Here is a 23,472-nt window from a genome sequence, read left to right as displayed (position 1 = left end):
ACATTTCAGTCCGCGCTCATCCAGCTACTCATGGCGTGCGATTACGCCGGGTCTCAATGATGTTCGGCAACTGGGAAATACGCCCCAGCAACCGACCCAACGCGTCCAGCCCCGGAATCTCGATGGTCAGGGACATCAGCGCCGTGTTGTCCTCTTTGTTCGAGCGGGTGTTGACCGCCAGCACGTTGATCCGCTCATTGAGCAGCACCTGCGACACATCACGCAGCAGCCCGGAACGGTCGTAGGCACGAATGATGATGTCCACCGGATAGGTCAACACCGGCACCGGGCCCCAACTGACCTGGATGATCCGCTCCGGCTCGCGCCCGCCCAGTTGCAACACCGAGGCACAGTCCTGGCGGTGAATGCTCACCCCGCGGCCCTGAGTGATGTAACCGACGATGGCGTCGCCCGGCAATGGCTGGCAGCAGCCGGCCATTTGCGTCATCAGGTTGCCGACGCCCTGGATCTGGATATCGCCGCGCTTGCCCGGCTTGTAGCCGGTGGCCTTGCGTGGAATCAGTTCCAGCTGCTCGCTGCCCCGCTCCGGCTCAACCAGTTGCTGGGCCAGGTTGACCAACTGCGCCAGGCGCAGATCGCCGGCACCGAGGGCGGCGAACATGTCTTCGGCGATCTTCATGTTGGCCTTTTCGGCCAGCTTGTCGAAGTCCACCTGCGGCAGGCCCAGGCGTGCCAATTCGCGCTCGAGCAAGGTCTTGCCGGCGGCGACGTTCTGGTCGCGCGCCTGCAATTTGAACCAGTGGACGATCTTCGCCCGCGCCCTGGACGTGGTGATGTAGCCCAGGTTCGGGTTCAGCCAGTCGCGGCTCGGCGTACCGTGCTTGCTGGTAATGATCTCGACCTGTTCACCGGTCTGCAGGCTGTAGTTGAGCGGCACGATGCGCCCGTTGATCTTGGCGCCACGGCAGTTGTGGCCGATCTCGGTGTGCACCCGGTACGCAAAATCCAGCGGTGTGGCGCCCTTGGGCAGGTCGATCGCGTGACCGTCGGGGGTGAAGATGTAGACCCGGTCAGGTTCGATATCTACCCGCAGCTGGTCGGCCAAACCGCCGATGTCGCCCAGCTCTTCGTGCCACTCCAGCACCTGGCGCAACCAGGAGATTTTCTCTTCGTACTGGTTCGACCCGGCCTTGACGTCGGTGCCCTTGTAGCGCCAGTGAGCGCATACGCCCAGCTCCGCCTCTTCGTGCATCGCGTGGGTGCGGATCTGTACTTCCAGCACCTTGCCCTCGGGGCCGATCACTGCCGTGTGCAATGAGCGGTAACCGTTTTCCTTGGGGTTGGCGATGTAGTCGTCGAATTCCTTGGGGATGTGCCGCCACAGCGTGTGCACGATACCCAGCGCGGTGTAGCAGTCGCGCATTTCCGGCACCAGCACACGCACGGCGCGCACGTCGTAGATCTGGCTGAAGGCCAGACCCTTGCGCTGCATTTTGCGCCAGATGGAATAGATGTGTTTGGCCCGGCCGCTGATGTCGGCTTCAACGCCGGTGGCCTGCAATTCCGTGCGTAACTGGCTCATCACGTCGGCGATAAAGCGCTCACGGTCCAGCCGCCGCTCATGGAGCAGCGTGGCAATCTGTTTGTATTGATCGGGTTCGAGGTAACGGAAGGACAAGTCCTCCAGTTCCCACTTGATATGGCCGATGCCCAGGCGGTGGGCGAGCGGCGCGTAGATGTCGAACACCTCGCGGGCGACGCGGTTGCGCTTTTCGTCGTCGGCGGTTTTCACCGCCCGAATCGCGCAGGTACGCTCGGCCAGCTTGATCAAGGCGACGCGCACGTCGTCGACCATCGCCACCAGCATCTTGCGCAGGTTTTCCACCTGGCCCTGGGTGCCCAGCACCATCGACTGGCGCGGGCTGAGGCTGGCACTGATCGCCGCCATGCGCAGCACGCCGTCGATCAGCTTGGCCACCACGGTGCCGAAACGCTGGCTGATGGTGGGCAGCTGAATGTGCCCTTCGCGCACGCCGCGATACAGCACCGCCGCGATCAGCGAATCCTGATCGAGCTTGAGATCGGCGAGGATCTCGGCGATTTCCAACCCGGTGCGAAAGCTTGAAGTGCCTTCGGCCCACAGGTTCTTCGCCGCATTGTCTTGCTGTTCAGACTCACGAGCGAACTCGCAGGCTGCTTTCAAGGCTTCACGGTCCAGTGCCGGGTCGACACTGATGGCATGATCCAGCCATGCCTCGAGATTGATACTGCCGTCGGTGTTGATCGGCTGGTGTGCTCTCACCTGTACCATCTTGCTTACCTTCCCTACGACGCACCTTTTAGTGCGTCAAAATCATCGCTGACCTGCTTTACAAAAAAAGCTTGTGCACGCTCCCTGGCAGGTCACAGGCCCAGGAGATGCAGGCCAGTCGGATTAAACGGGCATCCTAGCCCGCTTCAAATAACGCCATGGCCTCGACATGGGCCGTCTGGGGAAACATGTCGAGGATCCCGGCACGTTTTAGCCGGTAGCCTTGCTTGACCAACTCGACCGTGTCCCGCGCCAGCGTTGCCGGATTGCAGGACACATACACCAGGCGATCAGCCCCCAGGGTAGCGAGCTTGCGCACAACCTCCAGGGCACCATCGCGGGGTGGGTCCAAGAGTACCGCAGAAAAGCCCTGTTTGGCCCATTCCGCGTCGGTCAAAGGCTGGGACAAATCGGCCTGAAAAAACTGAACATTATGCAAATTATTGCTGACGGCATTCTGTGCCGCCCGGTCCACCATGGCCTGCACCCCTTCCACCGCCACCACTTCCCGCACTTGGCGGGCCAGCGGCAAGGCGAAGTTGCCCAAGCCACAAAACAAATCCAGCACCCGCTCGTCGGGCTTCGGCGCCAGCCAATCCAGCGCCTGGGCGACCATCGCCTGGTTGACCCCGGCGTTGACCTGCACAAAGTCTCCCGGGCGGTACGCCAACTGCAAATCCCACGGTTCCAGACGATAGCCCAAGGCCTGGTCTGGTTCGACCGGTTGCGGCTGGCCCTCGCCATGCAGCCACAGTTGGGCTTCATGGAACGTGCAAAATTCCTGCAGGATCGTCAGGTCCGCTTCGGACAAGGGCGCCATGTGTCGCAACAACACGGCAATCGACGAACCACTGAATAATTCCACATGCCCCAATGCCTGAGGCTTGCTCAAGCGCCGCAGCATGTTGGGCAAACGCTGCATGATCGGTTGCAAGGCCTGTACCAGCACCGGGCAATCGTCGATGGCGACGATGTCCTGGCTGGCCACGGCACGAAAGCCGACTTCAAGTTTCTTCGCCTTGGCATCCCAGCGCACGGCCACGCGGGCGCGGCGACGATAGCCGAATTCCGGCCCGCTCAAAGACGCGGCCCACTCCTGGGGTTCGACACCGGCCACACGGGATAATTGCTCGGCGAGCATGCGCTGTTTCAGGGCGAGTTGTTCGTCATGGGGCAAGTGTTGCAGGCTGCAACCGCCACAGCGGCCGGCGTGCACACAGGGTGCCGGACGGCGCAGTTCGCTGGCGGTAAATACGCGCTCGGTGCGCGCCTCGACCACTTTGCCGTGGGCGCCCAACACCCGCGCTTCCACCTCTTCACCGGCCAGCGCACCCACGACAAACCAGGTGCGGCCTTCAAAGAACACAATGCCACGGCCGTCGTTGGCCAGGCGCTCGATGGTCAGGCGCTGCTTCTTGCCTACAGGAATCTGTGGGGCCCGGCTGCCGCCCGTCGGTTGGAAGCGCAGGCCTCTCTCGTGCTTGGCCATCAGTTGGGCGCGTCGAAAATGCCGGTCGACAGGTAACGGTCGCCACGGTCACAGATGATCGCGACGATCACCGCGTTTTCCAACTCATGGGACAAGCGCAACATCCCGGCCACCGCGCCACCGGACGACACGCCGCAGAAGATGCCTTCTTCACGGGCCAGGCGGCGGGTGGTGTCTTCGGCTTCACGCTGAGCCATGTCGATGATGCGATCGACGCGAGCCGCGTTGTAGATCTTCGGCAAGTACTCTTCGGGCCAACGACGGATCCCCGGGATCGCTGCGCCTTCCATCGGTTGCAGGCCGACGATCTGGATCTCGGGATTCTGCTCCTTGAGGTAGCGCGAGTTGCCCATGATGGTGCCGGTGGTGCCCATCGAACTCACGAAGTGAGTGATGGTGCCCTGGGTCTGGCGCCAGATTTCCGGGCCAGTGGTGGTGTAGTGCGCCTCAGGGTTGTCGCCGTTGGCGAACTGGTCCAGCACCAGGCCACGGCCTTCGGCAGCCATACGCTCGGCGAGGTCGCGGGCGCCTTCCATGCCTTCTTCCTGGGTGACCAGGATCAACTCGGCGCCGTAGGCGGTCATCGCCGCCTTGCGCTCGGCGCTGCCGTTGTCGGGCATGATCAGGACCATCTTGTAGCCCTTGATCGCCGCGGCCATGGCCAGGGCAATCCCGGTGTTACCGGAGGTGGCTTCGATCAGGGTGTCGCCGGGCTTGATCTGCCCACGCAACTCGGCGCGGGTGATCATCGACAACGCCGGGCGGTCCTTGACCGAGCCGGCCGGGTTGTTCCCTTCGAGCTTGAGCAACAAGGTATTGCTGGTGTTGCCCGGCAGGCGCTGCAAGCGGACCAGCGGGGTGTTGCCGACGCAATCGGCGATGGTGGGGTACTGCAAGGTCATGGCGTATTCGCAATCCAGACTGCGGGGGCGACTATCATACCGGGAAAGGCTGGCGGGCCATATCACGCAAAGTGTGGTGCTTATCGCTTAATGGAATAAGTCAGGCGGGGCCGTGGTTTCTCTGGAACACTTCATCGCCCATCGCGGCAATCTGTCCTTCGATCAATGCCTCGAACGGTTTCAGCAGCGGCTCAAATGAGGTGGGCGCTTCAAGCACCTGCAACGCCTGCACGATGGCCTCCACCGTCGACAACGCCCCGGGCCCCGGTGCCTTGCGCAGCCGATAACGGGACACGGCGCCTTCCGCCAGCGTCACCCGAGGCAGCGCCGCCAATAAAGGATTGAGGTGCAGCAACTTGCGCGCCTTGCGCCAGGTACCGTCCGGCACCACCAACAGCAACGGTTCGTCGGATGGCGTATAGGCCTGCAAGGGTTGGGCATTTTCGTCCGGAAACAACAGACGCGCCTGATAACCCGGCGGATTCAACAACGCCTGCAAATCCTCAAACACCTCCCCCACCACCAACTGCGCATTCACCAAGCCCAGCGCCGCCAACCGCGCGGTATTCAAGGCGTGATTGACCTCACTCGGATGCTGCAACAGCAACACCCGGGTTCGGCTATCCAGCCGGGGAATCAGCGCGCACAGGCAGTGAGTGGTGGGCCGCAGGCAGCGGGAGCATTGGGGTCTGGACATGGGTTTTCAGGCCTGGTTGAGCTGGGCTTTGAGTAAATCGCGGAAGGTCTGGATCAGGGGTTCGCGGCTGCGGCCCCGGCGCATGATCATCGAGAACGGCGCCTGGTAACCAAAGGTTGCCGGCAGCAGTACCCGCAAATCCCCTTTGTCGGCCCAGGCCTGGGCGTAGTGCTCCGGGAGGTAGCCGATGTAGGCGCCGGACAGCACCAGGATCAATTGCGCCTCCATACTTTCCACCGTGGCGGCGCTGTGCTTGAAGCCGTGACGCGCCAGTTCGGCCTGGCTCCAGTAACCACGACCGACCATGCGTTGCTGGGTGATGACTTGTTCGGGAATGCGCCGCTCGTTGAACAATGGGTGACGGGTGCTGCAATACAGCCAGTGCTGTTCGCGGTACAGCGGCATATAGATCAGCCCGCTCATCCGGTTGGAAAACGCACCGATGGCCAGGTCCAGGCGATTGTCCTGGACGCCGAGTTGCAACTCGTAAGGACTCATCACCGACAGGTGCAAATGCACCGCCGGGTGTTCCTGACTGTAGGCGCCGATCACTTCGGCAAACGGCAAGGCCTTGTCGCTGACGGTGGAGTCGAGTACGCCGAGTTTCAGGGTGCCGCGCAGTTCGCCTTTGAGCGCGGCGGCGTATTGCTCGAAGCCTTCCAGCTCGCCCAGCAGGCGCAGGGTTTCCTGATGGAACAACTCGCCCTTGCTGGTGAGGCTGAACCCGCCCCGCCCGCGATGGCACAGCACCAGGCCCAACGCGGCTTCCAGCTGGCTCATGTAAGTGCTGATGGCCGAGGTCGACAGGTTGAGTTCGTGCTGGGCATTGGCGAAACCCTGGTGCCGCACGACGCTGACGAAGATGCGCAGGAGTTTCAGGTCGGGCAAGGCGTTGGCCATGGGCTCTCCAGAGGCAAACATAAAACCTGTGGGAGCGGGCTTGCTCGCGAATGCGGTGGATCAATCGAACCCTCCGTGACTGACACACCGTATTCGCGAGCAAGCCCGCTCCCACATTTGAACCGAGTTTACCTCAGGCATTAGTTTAGAAAAATCTGAACTAAGTATTTGCCCCTGCCGATTCTTCCCTTCCCATGCATTTCGCAGAATCGGCTTCTAATAAACAAAACGATGAGGCAATCCCGTGGACAAGATTTTCCACCAACCACTGGGCGGCAACGAAATGCCGCGCTTCGCCGGCATCGCCACCATGATGCGTCTTCCCCATCTGCAATCGGCCAAGGGCCTGGATGCCGCCTTCGTCGGCGTGCCCCTGGACATCGGCACCTCCCTGCGTGCCGGCACCCGTTTCGGGCCGCGGGAAATTCGCGCCGAATCGGTGATGATCCGCCCTTACAACATGGCCACCGGCGCCGCGCCGTTTGACTCGCTGTCGGTTGCCGACATCGGCGACGTGGCGATCAACACCTTCAACCTGCTGGACGCCGTGCGCATCATCGAAGAAGCCTACGACGAGATCCTCGAACACAATGTGATCCCGATGACCCTGGGCGGTGACCACACCATCACCCTGCCGATCCTGCGGGCGATCCACAAGAAACACGGCAAGGTCGGGCTGGTGCACATCGATGCCCACGCCGACGTCAACGACCACATGTTCGGCGAGAAAATCGCCCACGGCACCACCTTCCGCCGCGCGGTGGAAGAAGGCTTGCTGGATTGCGACCGCGTGGTGCAAATCGGCCTGCGCGCCCAGGGCTACACCGCCGAAGACTTCAACTGGAGCCGCAAACAGGGCTTCCGTGTGGTCCAGGCCGAAGAATGCTGGCATCACTCGCTGGCGCCCCTGATGGCTGAAGTGCGCGAGAAAGTCGGCGGTGGCCCGGTGTACCTGAGCTTCGATATCGACGGCATCGACCCAGCCTGGGCGCCCGGCACCGGCACCCCGGAAATCGGTGGCTTGACCACGATCCAGGCGATTGAAATCATCCGCGGCTGCCAAGGCCTGGATCTGATTGGTTGCGACCTGGTAGAAGTTTCGCCGCCGTACGACACCACCGGCAACACCTCGCTGCTGGGCGCCAACCTGCTGTACGAAATGCTCTGCGTATTGCCGGGCGTGGCGCACCGCTGATGAGCGCCCAGGCCGAGGTATTAAAAGCCGCGGCCGACCTGGTGTCGGCCTTCGCCCGCAATGATCGCGACGCCTACTTCGGTGCGTTCAGTGCCGATGCCAGCTTCGTGTTCTACACCCTCCCCCAGCCGCTGCTGAGTCGCGATGCCTACCAGGTGTTGTGGGACAGCTGGCGCCGGGACGAGGGATTTGAGGTGCTTTCCTGCACCTCAAGCAACGCTTTCGTCAGCCTGCACGGTGACGTCGCGGTATTTGTGCATGACGTGGCCACCGAGCTGCGCATGAACGGGGAGCAATTCTTTAGCCAGGAACGCGAGACCATTGTCTTCAAGCGGCAAGGGGTTCGCACACAACAAAAAGAAGGCCTGTGGCTGGCCTGTCACGAACATTTGTCCGCTATGCCGGAAGGGCTGCCGCCCCATTAGCCAATGTGATCGGAGCAGATCATGAATAATAAAAACAACGAAAACAGTATTCGCAACATAGAAACCAACGGCGTCGAACAGATCCCGGACCACGAACGTACCGCCGGGCCGAAGGATTTGTTTCGCCTGATTTTCGGCGGTGCCAACACCTTCGCCACCGCCGTGCTGGGGAGCTTTCCGGTGCTGTTTGGCTTGTCGTTCCAGGCCGGCGTCTGGGCGATTGTGCTGGGCGTGCTGGTGGGTGCGGTGATCCTCGCCCCCATGGGTCTGTTCGGTCCGATCAATGGCACCAACAACGCCGTGTCTTCCGGTGCGCACTTTGGTGTGCACGGGCGGATTGTCGGCTCGTTCCTGTCGCTGCTGACCGCTATTGCGTTCTTCTCACTGTCGGTGTGGAGTTCAGGCGATGCGCTGGTGGGCGGTGCGAAACGTCTGGTGGGCTTGCCGGAAACCGACCTGACCCTGGGCCTGGCCTACGGCGTCTTCGCCATTCTCGTGCTGACGGTGTGCATCTACGGCTTTCGCTTCATGCTGTGGGTCAACCGCATCGCAGTGTGGGCGGCGAGCCTGCTGTTCCTGCTGGGGATCTTCGCCTTCGCGCCGGCCTTCGACAGCCACTTCGCCGGCACCGTTGCCCTCGGCCAGACCGGCTTCTGGGCGGCGTTTATCGGTGCAGCACTGGTGGCCATGAGCAACCCGATTTCCTTCGGCGCGTTCCTCGGTGACTGGTCGCGCTACATCCCGCGGGAAACCTCGAAGATGCGGATCATGCTGGCGGTGGTGTTTGCGCAGATCGCCACGTTGATCCCGTTCCTGTTCGGCCTGGCCACCGCGACCATCGTGGCAGTCAAGGCACCGGACTATATCGCGGCCAACAACTATGTCGGCGGCCTGCTGGCGGTGGCACCGAGCTGGTTCTTCCTGCCAGTGTGCCTGATCGCGGTGATCGGCGGCATGTCCACCGGCACCACCTCGCTGTATGGCACCGGCCTGGACATGTCCAGCGTGTTCCCGCGCCTGCTGTCCCGGGTCAAGGCGACGCTGCTGATCGGGGTGATGTCGATTGCCTTCATCTTTATCGGACGTTTCGCCGCCAACCTGGTGCAGAGCGTGTCGACCTTCGCCGTGCTGATCATCACCTGCACCACGCCGTGGATGGTGATGATGATCATCGGCCTGATCGTGCGCCGGGGTTACTACTGCCCGGATGACCTGCAGGTGTTCACTCGCGGCGAAACCGGCGGGCGCTACTGGTTCAGCCATGGCTGGAACTGGCGCGGCCTGGGGGCCTGGATCCCGAGTGCGCTGGTGGGCCTGTGCTTCGTCAACCTGCCGGGGCAGTTTGTCGGGCCGCTGGGCAACCTCGCCGACGGCATCGACATCAGCTTGCCGGTGACCCTGGGCCTGGCCTCGCTGGTGTACCTGACACTGCTTCGCGTGTTCCCTGAACCGGCTGCCGTCTACGGACCGACTGTGGCGAGGGAGCCTGCTCCCGTTCGACTGCGCAGCAGTCGCGAGGCTGCCTGATGAATTGCGTGGAATGGATTGGGGCTGCAATGCAGCCCAGCGGGAGCACGCTCCCTCGCCACACAGCCCCCTTTAGCCCCACATAAAAAAGATAATCGGAGACTCGCCGTCATGGCCTTAGATCTATTCGTCGTCCTCATCTACGCCGCCGGCATGCTGGTGCTCGGCTACTATGGCATGCGCCGCGCCAAGACCCATGAAGACTACCTGGTGGCCGGCCGCAACCTCGGCCCGACGCTGTACATGGGCACCATGGCTGCCACGGTGCTGGGCGGTGCGTCCACCGTCGGCACCGTGCGCCTGGGCTATGTACATGGTATTTCCGGTTTCTGGCTGTGCGCCGCGCTGGGCGCGGGGATCATTGCGCTGAACCTGTTCCTGGCCAAGCCGCTGCTGAAGCTGAAAATCTTCACCGTGACCCAGGTCCTGGAGAAACGCTACAACCCCATGGCCCGCCAGGCCAGTGCGGTGATCATGCTGGCCTACGCGCTGATGATCGGCGTGACCTCGATCCTGGCCATCGGCACCGTGCTGCAAGTGTTGTTCGACCTGCCCTTCTGGATGTCGGTATTGGTAGGCGGTGGCGTGGTGGTGGTGTACTCGACAATTGGCGGCATGTGGTCGCTGACCCTGACCGACATCGTGCAGTTCGTGATCAAGACGGTCGGCCTGATGTTTATCCTGCTGCCAATCTGTCTGTACCGCGTCGGCGGTTGGGATGAATTGGTGGCCAAGCTGCCCGCGTCGAATTTCAGCTTCACTGAAATCGGCTGGGACACCATCATCACCTACTTCATGATCTACTTCTTCGGCATCCTGATCGGCCAGGACATCTGGCAACGGGTGTTCACCGCCCGCGACGAAAAGGTCGCCCAGTACGCAGGCACCTTCGCCGGTTTCTACTGCATCCTCTACGGCCTGGCCTGTGCGCTGATCGGCATGGCCGCCCACGTACTGATCCCGGACCTGGACAACGTCAACAATGCGTTCGCCGCCATCGTCAAAGCCTCGCTGCCCGACGGTATCCGCGGCCTGGTGATCGCCGCTGCACTGGCCGCGATGATGTCCACCGCCAGCGCCGGCTTGCTCGCCGCTTCCACCGTATTGACCGAAGACCTGCTGCCGCGCCTGCGTGGTGGCAAGCAGTCGAGCTTGAAGATCAACCGTCTGTTTACCTTGCTGACCGGTATCGCCGTGTTGGGTATCGCGCTGGTGGTGAGTGATGTGATCAGCGCACTGACCCTGGCATACAACCTGTTGGTGGGCGGCATGTTGATCCCGCTGATCGGGGCGATTTTCTGGAAGCGTGCGACAACTTCCGGGGCGATCACCTCCATGACTCTGGGTTTTGTGACCGCGCTGGTGTTCATGATCAAGGATGGTTTGGACGCCAATACGCCGATCTACTACAGCCTGGGTGTGGGCCTGGTGAGTTTTGTGCTGGTGAGTTTGCTGTCCCGTCGTCCGGAGGCTGTTGCGGCTCGGGCGATCTGAACGAATAGTTGAAAGTAGCTTTCTTCAGCGGGTGCGACGTCGGATGTCGCACCCGTTTTTTTATTCCCACACTGCCGAAACCCCCGGCGCTCTGGCCTGGATGACTTCCTGGACCAAAGACGCCCATACCAATCCCTGCGTGGTGCCCCCGGCATAAGTTGCCCCCGCGACAATGCGGTTGTAGGCGGACCAATGCACGATTGAAAGTCCATCTGCGGTGCCGGGCCTGGCACATTCGATTTGTTGCAAGTCGCCACGTTCGATTGCGCGGCTGCAGGACTTTGGAAAGTGTCGAGAAACGGCAGCCAGGCACGCCGCCCGTATCTGTTCCTTGTACTGCGGCGTCGAATCGGGCGGCACCTGCCCGGCGGAGACAAGGATGCAGTTCCCGTCCAGGCGGCAATTCATGACGCCGATTGGCAGGTCGTACTGCAGCTTGAGTCCGCGCATGTCGACACCTTCATCATCAACGGCGCGCAGCTTGAAAAACCAGCCAATGATCGGGATGACCTCTGGCTCGTCCACCCCCATGGCCGTGACGACAAAGTGCTCTCTACTCAGATCGGCAATTTGGACCGGACTCAGGTGCCGTGGCAGGAACTCAACCCCTGAGCGCTGCAAAAGCGTCACCATCTCATCCATTAAATGGATAAATTCCAGATCGTAGCCCGACACCTCAATCGCCCGCCCGACCTCGGGAACTCCATACATTGCCTGGAATTGCAGCTGACTGATCTCTGCAAGCTCTCGCCCCGGCTTGCCACTCGGCCAAGGCCTGTTTTCAATATCCCATTGCTCGCGGATCGCGGCCTCCGTGCCACTGGAGTCGTCCACATAGGCTCGTACAATTCGCGATCGTGCAAATCGTGCCAGCGATGGGTTGTCGGCCAGGAATTTTTCAAACAGCTCGATGCCTGCGCGATTGCACTCAATGGCCAGGTACTGATTTGCGGGAGTCAGGTAATCGTTAGGCAGCGGTTTTGCAGTCGTCTCCGTTGCTGACAGATGACGCATGTTCACCTGCTTGTGACTGGCACCATCGCGCTGCTGATTTCCTCCGTAAACCGTGACCTGATAATTTGCCAGGCGGAACATCACGGCTTGGAGCAGCCCGTTGATACCTCTGCCGATGATCGACACACGCGGCGCACCGGCATCGGCTTGCCGAGAGGGGATCGCCAATGAGTGTGCAAGCTTGCGCCGGACAAGGCCGCGCAAGGCCATCAAGCTCAGTTGCACCGAGACCGCATAGTCGAGGTCGCAATGGCAGGCTTCGGTGGTGGCCGCCTGTGTCGTCAGTGTCGCCGGCTTGTACCACGTGGAGACACTGCAGCCGAGCGCTTGTGTGCGCACCCGAAACGCATCCAGTGTCCTGGGGCCGTAGTCCAATATGAGCTGGATGTCTTCGGAGATTGCCAGGGTCTGCAACGCATCGTCGCTAAAGACATCCGGCTTGGCGACACAGACAAGGCGAGCCTTTCTGTGCAGGCACTGAATGAGGGTCCGATCAATGCGATAAATGGATTCATCATTCAGGGATAAGCATAGGGCGACTGCATTGGCCCCCTCGAGCGCCTCAAGCCAGTCGTCAACCAATGAAACCCTACAATCGGAAGAGGCTTTCCCGAAACTGTCCGACACTCGATCGCGTCGATCCAACACCTTAATCCGAACATCCGGATCTCGAGCAAGCAACAACTTAACAAGCTCTTTCCCTACATTGCCGTATCCCAGTACACAGATGTCACGGGGCAAGGAGCCATCGGCCAGCGTCAGCCAGTGCGCAATATAGGCAGCAACATGCGGCGCATTGACCCCTGGCGTGTTAATCACTCGAACATTGTTGCGCTCGCACAGATCCAATCGGATCTTATCCAGACTTGTACCTCTACGGACCAAATAGAGTTCGCCAAATGGGTGGGATATACGCCATTGGTTGATGACGTCGGCATCAATAACCTGGTCTGCGACAATGATCGTTGATGGGCGCAGCAGTGCAATCTGTATAAGCAGAGCCTGCTTGGTTAACGTCGGCGGGAAAAACACCACGTTGCTGGGTGCATCAGCTTTCCAGCCACGCGATGCAGGGGCGATATGCAAGATGTTTTCGGTGGTGGCAATAAGTGACGCGGCGACTGGCGGAACGGAAAAGAACATCATGGTTTTGTCTCCAACAGTTCTGACTGGCTCATACTCCGGAGAGCGCAACTCAATGAAGTTGGGGGCTTGTAAGAACTGCAAACGATACAAATCTTTTCGTGATGAAACTCAACCTACGCCTATCCTAATAATCAAATAAGCCCGTCGACTCTGACAAACAGGTAGTCCAATTCCGATACTTAATGGCAAAACTCGACTGACGCGCACACGTCCGGACTACCAATCGGTATTACCGTGGCATTGTTAAATTAAATATTTGAAGGATTATTCCGAAAGCAGGTGTCTTGAGAAAATCACCAAACCCCGGAAATGAAAACGTCCGGCCAAAGCCAGACGAAGAATTGAAGTACACAGCAACGGGTCATGATCAATCATGACTCCAATACATAGGCAAACCTCCTGGCCGCGCCCAAACAAACATGCTTGAGCGCTTTCCAGGACTTACCTGCGACGCGGGCGACGCTGCTCGTCATCGGTGCGGATTGGCACCGGTTGCAGCGGTGGCTCGATCAAGCCGAGTGCGACGCCGAGGTCGTGCAGCCAGTTTTGCAGTTTCTCTTTCATGGTGCCCCCTTGGGGTAATGCCGAGCGGCTGGAATTCTGTGGCCGCTTCCTACAGATAGTAGTCTTAAGTCTTACGTATTGCTTGAACGAAACCACAACGAACTATTACTGAATTGATCAAAATCCTGACGGATCGTTCAAGCAATCGCTCGGGTTTCGGTTTCCGGTAGCACCTTGCCCTCCTGCTGCAGGTCAATCCACGCATTGAGGTTAGCGCCGAGCATGCCCTTGCGCCACATCAACCAGGTGGTGGCGCTGGCAAAAGGCTCGGCCAGCGGATGAATGGACACGCTGTCCTTGCCCGGCAGGCTGTCGAGCATCGATTCCGACATCAACGCCACGCCGGAACCGGCGATTACACAGGCCAGCATGCCCTGGTAGGACTCGATCTCGATGGCCCGGCCCATGGCCACGCGATCGTGGGAAAACCAGGCTTCCAGGCGCGCCCGATAAGAACAACTGCGTCGGAAAGTGAACACCGAACGGCCGGCAACATCCTGCGGCCCACGCACCGGCGGATGATCCGCCTCGCAGATTAGCAGCAGGCGCTCTTCGCACAGCGGCACGCCGTCGAGGGTGGCCAGGGTCAACGGCCCATCCACCAATGCGGCGTCCAGGCGCCCGGTGATCAAGCCTTCCAGCAGTTCACCGCTGGGAGCTGACTGCACCTGCAGGTTCACCATCGGATACGCCTTGTGGTAACGCGCCAGCAGCTTGGGCAAATGAATCGCCGCCGTGCTGTACATGCTGCCGAGCACAAAGTCTCCAGCCGGTTGCCCGCCCTGCACCGCGCCATGGGCTTCGTCATGCAGGGCCAGCAGGCGCGCACTGTAGTCCAGCAGCACTTTGCCTGCAGGAGAAAGCTGCAAGCGCTGGCGCTCGCGCACGAACAGTTCGACGCCCAGTTGTTCTTCCATCTGTTTAAGCCGGGTCGACAGGTTGGACGGCACCCGGTGCAAGCGCTCAGCGGCACGGGTAATGGAGCCTTCCTCGGCCACGGCCTGGAAAATCCGTAATTGACTGAACTCCATCACCATTCTCCAAAACTGAACAAGTTACTCACTATTATTCATTTTTAAAGAAAGTCAATCCGCTTTAGCCTGATGGTCACTCGCTGCTCCCAGGAAGAACCACCATGTCACCGCTGATCCGCTTACTCGCCAGCTTTATCGCCCTGATGATGGCCATGGGCATAGGTCGATTCGCACTCACCCCGCAAATGCCGCATTTGCTCAGTGAAGGGCAGATCGACCTGACCGGCGCCGGCCTGATTGCGGCGGCCAACTACCTGGGTTATTTCGTCGGCGCGGTGGATTCGATCTTTGCCCGCAGCCATCACCATGTACGCGGGCGTTTGTACGGCGGGCTGTGGCTGTGTGTGCTGCTGACCCTGGCGTCGTACTGGGCCCACGGGTTCTGGCCGCATCTGTTGTTGCGCTTTGGCACCGGTGTAGCCAGTGCCTGGGCGCTGGTGATGATTACCAGCCTGAGCCAGCCACTGGCCATTGCGGCCGGGCGCCCACGCCTGGGTGCGCTGGTATTTGCGGGGCCGGGGCTGGGGATTCTGTTGACCGGGTTGCTGGCGCTGGGCTCCAACCTGTTGGGGCAAGACTCTGCAACCTTGTGGATGGTGTATGGGGTAGTCGCCCTGGTCATGCTGCTGGCAATCCTGCCGTTCCTGCCCAAGCCTTCTGCTGCCGACTCGCCCGCTGCCAGCCACACCGACGTGGCCAGCAACGGCAGCATCACACACCTGTGCTGGATCTACGTGTTGTATGGCCTTGGCTACATCATCCCGGCGACATTCTTGTCACAGATGGCCAGCGCGCAATTCAAGGGCGCATGGCAAGCAGACCTGTTCTGGCCCTGCTTTGGCCTGGCTGCCGCGATTGGCGTGGTGGCGGCAAGTTTGCGCCGCAAGGACCCGGACACTACCCGTCGCTGGCTGATGACAACCCTTTGGCTGCAAGCGGCCGGCGTGTTTGCCTGCCTGCTGGGCAACGGTTGGGGGCTGGCGCTGGGGGTGTTGCTGTGCGGTGGGCCATTCCTGGCGTGCATGCAACTGGTAATGGCGCGCTTGCGTGAGGTCGCCCCCCACGGCTACCAGCGCAGCACCGGGTTGCTGACCGCCAGCTTTGCGATCGGCCAATTGAGCGGTCCGTTGCTGGCGTCGGTGAGCAGCCACCTCAGCGGTGGCCTGCAACCGGCGCTGGTGGTAGCAGGCGCCGGTTTGTTGGTGGCCGGATCGGTGCTGGTCAGCCGGCAACCATCGACACAGGCGCGCGAACCTGTTCACGCCGCGCCAACACCAGGAAAAACAGCCCACCCAGGAAGCAGCCGGTAAACCAGGCGAAATTGGCCATGCCCTGCAGCACCGGGGTGAAGGTGATCGCGACGCCTACCAGCGTCGCGGGCACCAGTGCCTTGACCGCCGTCCAGTTCACGCCGCCGTCAAAGTAGTAGCGCCCGCTCGGGCTGTCATCGAACAACGCATCCACGTCGATCTTCTGTTTTTTGATCAGGTAGAAATCCACCAGCAGAATCCCGAACAACGGCCCGATAAACGCGGCGAGGATATCGAGGGTGTAGTGGATCATCAGCGGGTTGTTGAACAGGTTCCATGGGGTGATGAAGATCGAGGCCACCGCCGCAATCATTCCACCGGCACGCCAGCTGATTTTGCTCGGTGCCACGTTGGCGAAGTCAAAGGCCGGCGAGACGAAGTTGGCGACGATGTTGATGCCGATAGTCGCAGTGACAAAGGCGAACGCCCCCAGCAACACAGCCATGTCATTGTCGATGCGCGAAACGGTGGCAATCGGGTCGTGGAGCATTTCGCCGAACACCGGCAAGGTGCCCGAGACGATCACCACGGTGACCAGGGAGAACGCCAGGAAATTCACCGGCAGGCCCCAGAAATTTCCGCGACGCACGTCTTTCATCGTGCGGCAGTAGCGGCTGAAATCACCGAAGTTCAAGGTCGGCCCGGAAAAGTACGACACCACCAACGCGGTTGCCACGATGATTTGGCCAAACGCCTGCCAGCCTGATAGGGATTTTTCCGCCAGGGTGAAGCTGATATTGGCCCAGCCAGCCTTCCAGACGATCCAGCCTGCCAGGGCAAACATCACCGCATAGACCACAGGCCCCGCCCAGTCGATGAAACGACGGATGGACTCCATGCCCGCCCAGAACACCAGCGCCTGGAGCGTCCACAGGCTGAGGAAACCGAACCAGCCCAGGTACGACAGGCCGGCAAAGTGCGGTTCTGCGTATACCGCCATCTGTGGGAAAAAGCGCAGCACCACGATGATCAATGCACTGGACGCCAGGTATGTCTGGATCCCGTACCAAGCCACTGCGATCAACCCACGAATCACCGCCGGGATATTCGCCCCGAATACCCCAAAGGCCAACCGGCAGATTACCGGGTACGGCACTGCCGCCTGCTGGCTCGGCTTGGCCACCAGGTTGGCGATCAATTGCACAATGCAAATCCCGGCGAGCAAGGCGATCAATACCTGCCAACTGGCCAGCCCCAGGGCGAACAGGCTGGCGGCGAATACGTAGCCGCCGACGCTGTGCACGTCGCTCATCCAGAAGGCGAAGATGTTGTACCAGTTCCATTTTTGCGGCAGCGGTCCCAGGTCCTGGTTGTACAGGCGCGGGCTGTAGCCTTTGGGCAATTGTTCGGTCATCGCAGGGCTCCTCGTAAATACCGGCCTGCCACCCGCGACGGGAGTGCGTACGGGAGGCGGCATTGTTTGTATACGAGTTGATGAGCAGAATGCGTGCCAATGCAATAAAACTCGGCACAATCCCCCGCGGAGCTTGGCTCTTCAGGCGGCGTAGAGACGATTGAACGGCGGTGATTCGCTCAGGGATGGTGCAGGGCAATCCTGTACACAATCAATTGTGCACCCTGCGCGCACATTGATAGCCCACGGTGCAGCAAACGGCAGTCAGGAAGGTGCCCCAGGCGATGTCCATGAAGGCCAAACCGGCCGACCAGCCCTGCAGGGTTGCCCAATTGCTCAGGTCATAGGTGCCGTAGGCTACCAATCCCAGGAGTGCACCAAGCCGCGCGGCACGCTGCCAGCCGCCGCTCGCCAACGCAGGCAGGACGACAAGCACCACACAACCGAATACATAGAGGAGATAGAACGCCACGGCTGGGAACAGGCGCGGCTGCTCAAGCATCAACGGGCCGAGCAGCGCTTTGTAGGTCGGGCCCATGAGGACACCGAGCCACAGGCCGTCAAGAATCAGAAAGGCAAGCAACGTACCGAGGTAGGCGAAAAGCGTTTTTCTGGACATTGAGGCGGCCTTCTGCAGGAGCAAGCGTGCTCCTACAGAAGAGCAAACCGCGATCAGCTTAGTTCAATGCGATCCGCGTGGATCACAATCTGACCCTGCTTGTAGAGGGCGCCGATGGCCTTCTTGAAGTTGCCTTTGCTGACACCGAACAAACTGCTGATCAGTGCCGGGTCGCTTTTATCGCTGACCGGCAAGGTGCCGTTGTTGTCGCGCAACTTGGCGAGGATCTTCGAGTTCAGGCTGGAGGCCGCTTCTTCACCCACAGGCTGCAGACTCAGGCTGATATTGCCGTCGGCGCGAATTTCCTTGATGAAGCCTTTCTCTTCCTTGCCCGGGCGCAGGAACTTGAACACTTCGTTCTTGTGGATCAGGCCCCAGTGCTTGTTGTTGATGATGGCCTTGAAGCCCATGTCGGTGGCTTCGGCCACCAGCAAGTCAACTTCCTGGCCGACCTTGTAGGTGGCCGGAGTCTTGTCCAGGTAGCGGTCAAGGCGCGCGGTGGCAGTGATGCGCTTGGTGTGTTTGTCGAGGTAGACGTGTACCACGCAATACTCACCGGCGGTCAGCTGGCGCTTTTCTTCGGAATAAGGCAGCAGCAGGTCCTTGGGCAGGCCCCAATCGAGGAATACACCGATACTGTTGACTTCAACCACTTTCAGACTGGCAAATTCACCCACCTGTACTTTTGGTTTTTCGGTGGTCGCGATAAGTTTGTCATCGCTGTCCAGATAAATGAAAACGTTGAGCCAGTCTTCATCTTCACTGGGAATATCTTTGGGGATATATCGGTTGGGCAAGAGGATTTCGCCCTCTTGATCACCATCCAGGTACAAACCAAAGTTAGTGTGTTTAACCACTTGCAAGCTGTTGTAGCGCCCGACTAAAGCCATCTCAAATACCCTCATTGCGTGGGCGGCATTCTACCCGAGTTGACGACGGCGGTCCCGCGTACCGGCGTACAGGCCTGAAAAATCATGGGTTTGCCGAGAAGCGCCCCGCTCGTCAGGTCATCGGGCTGAATCCGGCCAGTACCCACGGCCGGATTTCCTCGAGGGATTCGAGTTAAAACAGCAAGTTAGGTGAGTATTTCACTTAATAATCCAGGCGATTCATAAACCCTGCGTATATTTCAGGGGGATATTTGCCAAGCAATTGTCAAGCATTTCATGTACGATGCATGGCCAAGTTAATTTTCTACAGGTTAGTGGCCGCCATGCGCGTAAAAGCATCCAACAGCAAAGCAAAGCCAGCTCCCGCCGTTGAAACCAGCGAATCGATCAACAGCCAAATTGCTGCATTCCTCAAGCAGGGCGGCGAAATCCAGCAGATTGCCAAAGGCGTAAGCGGCCAGACTTTCGGCCCGTCCAAGCAGATCACCCTGGGTAAAAAGTAAGACTCGCGCATTACACCTGGTCCCTATGCGCTTTGCCTTTCAAGGCGCTAGGACTAGAGCCCGCACTACCCCCTGATACACCCCTTTATTACGCCAATCGACGAACGGGCCTCATCTGCGAACCATCGCCGGTATGCTTGCACACGTCTAGATCGGGCATTTGCCTGATATTTCCCGTTACTGCTCCTCGCTTTTCATGGAGTGAAGCATGCTCAAATCCTGCATATTCCTGGCCGGTGCCCTGTTGGCCAGCCCCCTCGCCGAAGCGCAGGTTTTCCAGCGTGAATTGGGGGATTTCGACCTGAAATTGGGCACGACACCCAGCCGAAGCATGGCTCAAGGCCTGGTAAAGCCCACGGCACCCGGGAGCGACTCGTTCCATGGCGGCCTGGACCTGAGCCACGGCAGCGGCCTGTACCTCGGCCAATTCTCACCGAGCATGGGCATTTCCCCTACCAGCAACCTGGAAGTCGACTCCTACCTTGGTTTCAAACGCCCCTTCGACCAGACCCTGGGTTATGAACTGGGGATGATTCACTACAGCTATCCCAAGCTGAGCCCCCTCGACAGCCAGGAGTTCTACGGCGGCCTGACCTTGCTGGGCAATCGCTTCGGCGCCTCCTTCAGCAACGACCCGGACCGGCAGGACAGCACCCTGTTCGCCGACCTCGGCGGCACCAAGCCGTTCGGCATCGGCGTCAGCATGAAATACACCACCCACCAGCTCGGCACCCCGGTCTCGGTGGCCGATGGCAGCTCGATCCGCAGCTTCAGCGACTGGTCGGTACAATTTTCCAGGCCATGGATGGGCGTCGACCTGAACCTGATCTACAGCGACTCCAGCCTCAGCGGCGGCGATTGCTCGGCCTACTCCGGACACAACTCGCAATGCGACGGGCTGTTGACCCTGAAGGCCGAGCGGGCGTTTTATTGATGGGCTGAACTGTCGCTGCCCTGACGGGTTCAGATGCAATACTCTCGTCTGCGCAAGGACTCGCTCATGCTGCGTCGGTTAAAATTTCTGGTGATCTTGCTGACCCTCAGCCTGGTGCTTGCCGGCTGCAATCGGGTGGGCCTGGCCTATCGCAATCTGGATGTGATCATCCCCTGGACCCTCAGCGACTACCTGGAAATGAACGCCGGGCAGAAGAGCTGGTTCAACGACACACTCAAGGAACACCTGGCCTGGCATTGCACCACACAATTGCCGGGCTACCTGGACTGGCTCGATCGCCTGCAACAGATGGTCGACACCAACCAGGTGACCGACGCCGCCCTGCAAACCCGTACCGCCGAAGCCAAACAAGCCATTGCCGAGAGCGCCCGGGCGATCACGCCGTCCGCCGTCGAGCTACTGCAGGGGCTGGACGACCAGCAAGTACAGGATATGGAGCAAGCGTTCGCCAAGGACCTGCGCAAGCGTCAGGACGAATACCTGAAACCGCCCCTCGAGCAGCAGATCAAGGAACGCGCCGAGCGCATGAACAAGCGCCTCGATGCGTGGCTCGGGCCGTTAAGTGCCAGCCAGCAGAATCGCGTCACCGCCTGGTCGATCGCCTTGGGTGAGCAGAACCAACAATGGATTGGCAACCGCGCCCACTGGCAAACACTATTTATCGCAGCCGTCAAAGACCGCCACAGCAGCGATTTCCCACAGAAGATCGAGCAACTGCTGGTGAACCGCGAAAGCCTGTGGACGCCGGAATATCGCCAGGCCTACGCCCAGACCGAAGCCGCTGCCCGCAGCCTGATCGTCGACCTGATGGCGGAAAGCACCGTGCAACAACGCCAGAAGCTGACACAAAAGATCGACAAGGTGCGCAGCGACTTCAAGGCCCTTAAATGCCTGAAGGCTGGCACCCCATAGTCATCAGGCAATCTGTGGTTTGGAAGCCAGTTCATCAAACGTCGCCGGATCCAGCGCATCCGCCTGCTCGTCCAGCACCTGACGCGGGTGATTATCACCGGGGATACAGCTGTCGATCAGGCTCAGCAACTGTGAGCCGCGCTGGGTCAATTTGAAGTTCTCACCATTGCCGCACTCTTCCTCTGACCGCGACTCAATAAAGCCGTGCTTGAACAACAACGCCTCGTAATCCGCCGCGAGCTTTTTAAACTCATCGAGATTACCGATGGGCTCTCCGGCGGCGGCCCTTTTAGTCGCTTCTTCCTCGGCGTATTTGCGTGGGGCGAAGCTGGCGCCACCGTTCTGTACCTCATGCAACAGTCGTTCGATCAAATCCCAATCGTAAGTCGTCATCCTGATTCCTCCTGAAGGCACACGAAATAGGCCCTTCAAAGGTGTGACATGCCGGACCATCGTCCGTTCAGCCTAGCGTACGGACGCGATTTCGCTGAACTTTTCAGTGCTCACGGCCCTCAACCGTTCATCACCGCCATGGAGGTCCGAATCATGAAAACCCTGCTGAATATGGCCGTCGCCGCCACGCTGCTTGCCGCCCTGCCCGCCTGGGCCTGCACGCTCGAAGAAGCCACCGCCAAACGTGAACAACTGGCCAAGGAAGTGACCAAGCTCACCCAACAGAACCCGGAGAAGGCCAAGGAGATCAACGAAGAATTGCAGAACATGAAGTTGGAAACCGCCAGCGCGGACCTGCCCGACAAGTGCCAACTGATCGACCAGCGCCTCAAGGAAATGGACGAAGCAGCGGCCAAGGCCAAAAACTGAGGCGAAAAAAAACCGGACATTGTCCGGTTTTTTTATGGCTCAAGCCTTACTCGGCAGCCGGTGCTTCCGGCTTGCGGCGCTTCAGAGGCGCCATGCCGTCCTTGCTGACCAACGACAGGTTGTCGGTCTTTGGACGGTTGGCAATCTTGCGCTTGGTCGGCGACTTGGCACCGGCCTTCTTCTTGTCGCCCTTGGCGTCGACCTTTTTCTTCTTCACGCCAACGGCCTTGCCCGATGCCTTGACCTTCTTCGGCCCGCCGTAGGTGCCTTTGACTTCCTTGATGGTGCGGCGCTCGAACGACTGCTTCAAGTAGCGCTCGATGCTCGACATCAGGTTCCAGTCGCCATGGCAGATCAGCGAGATCGCCAGGCCATCGTTGCCGGCACGCCCGGTACGACCGATACGGTGTACGTATTCGTCGCCGCTGCGGGGCATATCAAAGTTGATCACCATGTCCAGGCCATCCACGTCCAGGCCGCGGGCGGCAACGTCGGTGGCGACCAGGATCTTCACGCCGCCTTGCTTGAGGCGGTCGATGGCCAGCTTGCGGTCCTTCTGGTCTTTCTCACCGTGCAGGACGAACGCCTTGTACTCCTGAGCCACCAGGCGACCGTAGATGCGGTCGGCCATGGCCCGGGTGTTGGTGAACACGATAGCCTTCTGATAGGTCTCGTTGGCCAGCAACCAGTTGAGGATCTGCTCTTTGTGCACGTTGTGGTCAGCAGTGATGATCTGCTGACGGGTGGTCGAGTTCAGGTCGCTGACGTTGTTGACCTGCAGGTGCTCAGGGTTGTTCAGGACCTTGGCGACCATGTCGCGCAGGGTCGAACCACCGGTGGTGGCCGAGAACAGCATGGTCTGCTGGCGGTTCACGCACTCTTGCACCAGGCGCTGCACGTCGTCGGCAAAACCCATGTCGAGCATGCGGTCGGCTTCGTCGAGCACCAGCACTTCAACTTCCTTGAGGTCAAGGTTGCCGGCGTTCAGTTGTTCGATCATCCGGCCCGGGGTGCCGATCAGGATGTCCGGCACCTTGCGCAGCATGGCGGCCTGGACCTTGAAGTCTTCGCCGCCGGTGATCAGGCCGGACTTGATGAAAGTGAACTGCGAGAAGCGCTCCACTTCCTTCAAGGTCTGCTGGGCCAGTTCGCGGGTCGGCAGCAGGATCAGGGTCTTGATGCTGACACGGACTTTCGCCGGGCCGATCAGACGGTTAAGGATCGGCAGGACGAAAGCGGCAGTCTTGCCACTCCCGGTTTGAGCCGTCACCCGCAGGTCACGCCCTTCGAGCGCGGCCGGGATGGCCGCTGCTTGCACAGGCGTTGGCTCGACAAATTTAAGCTCGGCCACGGCTTTGAGCAGGCGTTCGTGCAGGGCGAATTGGGAAAACACGGGTGCTACCTCGAAGAAATACAAAAAAACAGCTGCATAGGGTAACGGTTTCGGG

At 60.1% G+C, this 23,472-nt stretch carries 22 protein-coding genes; 9 read left to right on the top strand and 13 right to left on the bottom strand.

Annotated features, from left to right (window positions below; translation table 11 throughout):
- Positions 1-28: 28 nt before the first annotated feature.
- The 5 genes from relA to JV201_RS07250 form a co-directional block, all read right to left on the bottom strand.
- The gene (gene relA / locus JV201_RS07270; RefSeq protein WP_008438176.1) at positions 29-2,272 is read right to left on the bottom strand and encodes a GTP diphosphokinase; all 2,244 of its coding nucleotides are present in this window, start codon (positions 2,270-2,272) and stop codon (positions 29-31) included.
- A 136-nt stretch (positions 2,273-2,408) separates the two neighbouring features.
- Complete coding sequence (gene rlmD, locus JV201_RS07265; protein WP_219406691.1) at positions 2,409-3,761, bottom strand: 23S rRNA (uracil(1939)-C(5))-methyltransferase RlmD; 1,353 nt, start codon at positions 3,759-3,761, stop codon at positions 2,409-2,411.
- Positions 3,761-4,663: a cysteine synthase CysM gene (gene cysM / locus JV201_RS07260; protein ID WP_219406690.1), complete on the bottom strand. Its 903-nt coding sequence runs from the start codon at positions 4,661-4,663 to the stop codon at positions 3,761-3,763. The genes rlmD and cysM overlap by 1 nt, the downstream gene beginning before the upstream one ends.
- 100 nt (positions 4,664-4,763) lie before the next feature.
- Positions 4,764-5,360, bottom strand: a complete 597-nt coding sequence (locus JV201_RS07255; RefSeq protein ID WP_003210735.1) for a tRNA-uridine aminocarboxypropyltransferase — start codon at positions 5,358-5,360, stop codon at positions 4,764-4,766.
- A gap of 6 nt (positions 5,361-5,366) precedes the next feature.
- On the bottom strand, positions 5,367-6,260 hold the full coding sequence (locus JV201_RS07250) for a LysR family transcriptional regulator (RefSeq protein WP_003210734.1): 894 nt from the start codon (positions 6,258-6,260) through the stop codon (positions 5,367-5,369).
- Between the two features lie 244 nt (positions 6,261-6,504).
- Here JV201_RS07250 and speB point away from each other — a divergent pair, with 244 nt between their 5' ends.
- The 4 genes from speB (at position 6,505) to JV201_RS07230 (ending at position 10,901) form a co-directional block, all read left to right on the top strand.
- Positions 6,505-7,455, top strand: a complete 951-nt coding sequence (speB, locus tag JV201_RS07245; RefSeq protein WP_003210733.1) for an agmatinase — start codon at positions 6,505-6,507, stop codon at positions 7,453-7,455.
- Positions 7,455-7,880 (top strand): nuclear transport factor 2 family protein, encoded by a 426-nt coding sequence (locus tag JV201_RS07240; protein ID WP_008438173.1) that lies wholly within the window; start codon positions 7,455-7,457, stop codon positions 7,878-7,880. Before speB ends, JV201_RS07240 begins: the two co-directional genes overlap by 1 nt.
- A gap of 21 nt (positions 7,881-7,901) precedes the next feature.
- Entirely contained in the window at positions 7,902-9,407 is a 1,506-nt protein-coding gene (locus JV201_RS07235) for a cytosine permease (RefSeq protein WP_003210731.1), read from the top strand.
- A 111-nt stretch (positions 9,408-9,518) separates the two neighbouring features.
- A complete protein-coding gene (locus tag JV201_RS07230) occupies positions 9,519-10,901 on the top strand; it encodes a sodium:solute symporter (protein ID WP_219406689.1) in 1,383 nt (460 codons plus the stop codon).
- A 60-nt stretch (positions 10,902-10,961) separates the two neighbouring features.
- On the opposite strand, the gene JV201_RS07225 is transcribed toward JV201_RS07230, so the two are convergent.
- From JV201_RS07225 to JV201_RS07220, 3 genes are all read right to left on the bottom strand, one after another.
- Positions 10,962-13,061 (bottom strand): FAD-dependent oxidoreductase, encoded by a 2,100-nt coding sequence (locus JV201_RS07225; RefSeq protein ID WP_219406688.1) that lies wholly within the window; start codon positions 13,059-13,061, stop codon positions 10,962-10,964.
- A 441-nt stretch (positions 13,062-13,502) separates the two neighbouring features.
- Positions 13,503-13,625, bottom strand: a complete 123-nt coding sequence (locus tag JV201_RS29585; RefSeq protein WP_003210728.1) for a PA1414 family protein — start codon at positions 13,623-13,625, stop codon at positions 13,503-13,505.
- 137 nt (positions 13,626-13,762) lie between these two features.
- A complete protein-coding gene (locus JV201_RS07220) occupies positions 13,763-14,656 on the bottom strand; it encodes a LysR family transcriptional regulator (protein ID WP_003210727.1) in 894 nt (297 codons plus the stop codon).
- A gap of 104 nt (positions 14,657-14,760) precedes the next feature.
- Between JV201_RS07220 and JV201_RS07215 the strand changes: the two genes are divergently transcribed.
- On the top strand, positions 14,761-15,969 hold the full coding sequence (locus tag JV201_RS07215) for an MFS transporter (protein ID WP_219406687.1): 1,209 nt from the start codon (positions 14,761-14,763) through the stop codon (positions 15,967-15,969).
- On the opposite strand, the gene JV201_RS07210 is transcribed toward JV201_RS07215, so the two are convergent.
- The 3 genes from JV201_RS07210 to JV201_RS07200 form a co-directional block, all read right to left on the bottom strand.
- Positions 15,881-17,323, bottom strand: a complete 1,443-nt coding sequence (locus tag JV201_RS07210; protein WP_087694816.1) for an NCS1 family nucleobase:cation symporter-1 — start codon at positions 17,321-17,323, stop codon at positions 15,881-15,883. The two genes, JV201_RS07215 and JV201_RS07210, sit on opposite strands and share 89 nt — an antisense overlap.
- Before the next feature lie 211 nt (positions 17,324-17,534).
- A complete protein-coding gene (locus JV201_RS07205; protein ID WP_177028573.1) occupies positions 17,535-17,942 on the bottom strand; it encodes a DUF2177 family protein in 408 nt (135 codons plus the stop codon).
- Positions 17,943-17,995: 53 nt separating this feature from the next.
- On the bottom strand, positions 17,996-18,832 hold the full coding sequence (locus JV201_RS07200; RefSeq protein ID WP_008438162.1) for a S1 RNA-binding domain-containing protein: 837 nt from the start codon (positions 18,830-18,832) through the stop codon (positions 17,996-17,998).
- Between the two features lie 323 nt (positions 18,833-19,155).
- On the opposite strand from JV201_RS07200, the gene JV201_RS07195 reads away from it, so the two are divergent.
- From JV201_RS07195 to JV201_RS07185, 3 genes are all read left to right on the top strand, one after another.
- Positions 19,156-19,335: a hypothetical protein gene (locus JV201_RS07195; protein ID WP_003210722.1), complete on the top strand. Its 180-nt coding sequence runs from the start codon at positions 19,156-19,158 to the stop codon at positions 19,333-19,335.
- A gap of 208 nt (positions 19,336-19,543) precedes the next feature.
- Entirely contained in the window at positions 19,544-20,269 is a 726-nt protein-coding gene (locus JV201_RS07190; RefSeq protein ID WP_003210721.1) for a TorF family putative porin, read from the top strand.
- A gap of 66 nt (positions 20,270-20,335) precedes the next feature.
- Positions 20,336-21,202: a DUF6279 family lipoprotein gene (locus tag JV201_RS07185; RefSeq protein WP_178903547.1), complete on the top strand. Its 867-nt coding sequence runs from the start codon at positions 20,336-20,338 to the stop codon at positions 21,200-21,202.
- A gap of 3 nt (positions 21,203-21,205) precedes the next feature.
- Here the strand turns inward: JV201_RS07185 and JV201_RS07180 are convergent, their stop codons facing one another.
- Entirely contained in the window at positions 21,206-21,595 is a 390-nt protein-coding gene (locus JV201_RS07180; RefSeq protein WP_003210719.1) for a hypothetical protein, read from the bottom strand.
- Between the two features lie 153 nt (positions 21,596-21,748).
- Here JV201_RS07180 and JV201_RS07175 point away from each other — a divergent pair, with 153 nt between their 5' ends.
- The gene (locus tag JV201_RS07175; RefSeq protein WP_063032478.1) at positions 21,749-22,024 is read left to right on the top strand and encodes a hypothetical protein; all 276 of its coding nucleotides are present in this window, start codon (positions 21,749-21,751) and stop codon (positions 22,022-22,024) included.
- A 46-nt stretch (positions 22,025-22,070) separates the two neighbouring features.
- Here the strand turns inward: JV201_RS07175 and JV201_RS07170 are convergent, their stop codons facing one another.
- Positions 22,071-23,417, bottom strand: a complete 1,347-nt coding sequence (locus JV201_RS07170) for a DEAD/DEAH box helicase (protein ID WP_219406686.1) — start codon at positions 23,415-23,417, stop codon at positions 22,071-22,073.
- Positions 23,418-23,472 lie beyond the last annotated feature (55 nt).

It is taken from the genome of Pseudomonas sp. Colony2 (assembly GCF_019382755.1).
Classification (GTDB): Bacteria; Pseudomonadota; Gammaproteobacteria; order Pseudomonadales; family Pseudomonadaceae; genus Aquipseudomonas.
The sequence above is the reverse complement of the archived record's forward strand: the minus strand, read 5'-3'. Positions and strand labels throughout refer to the sequence as shown.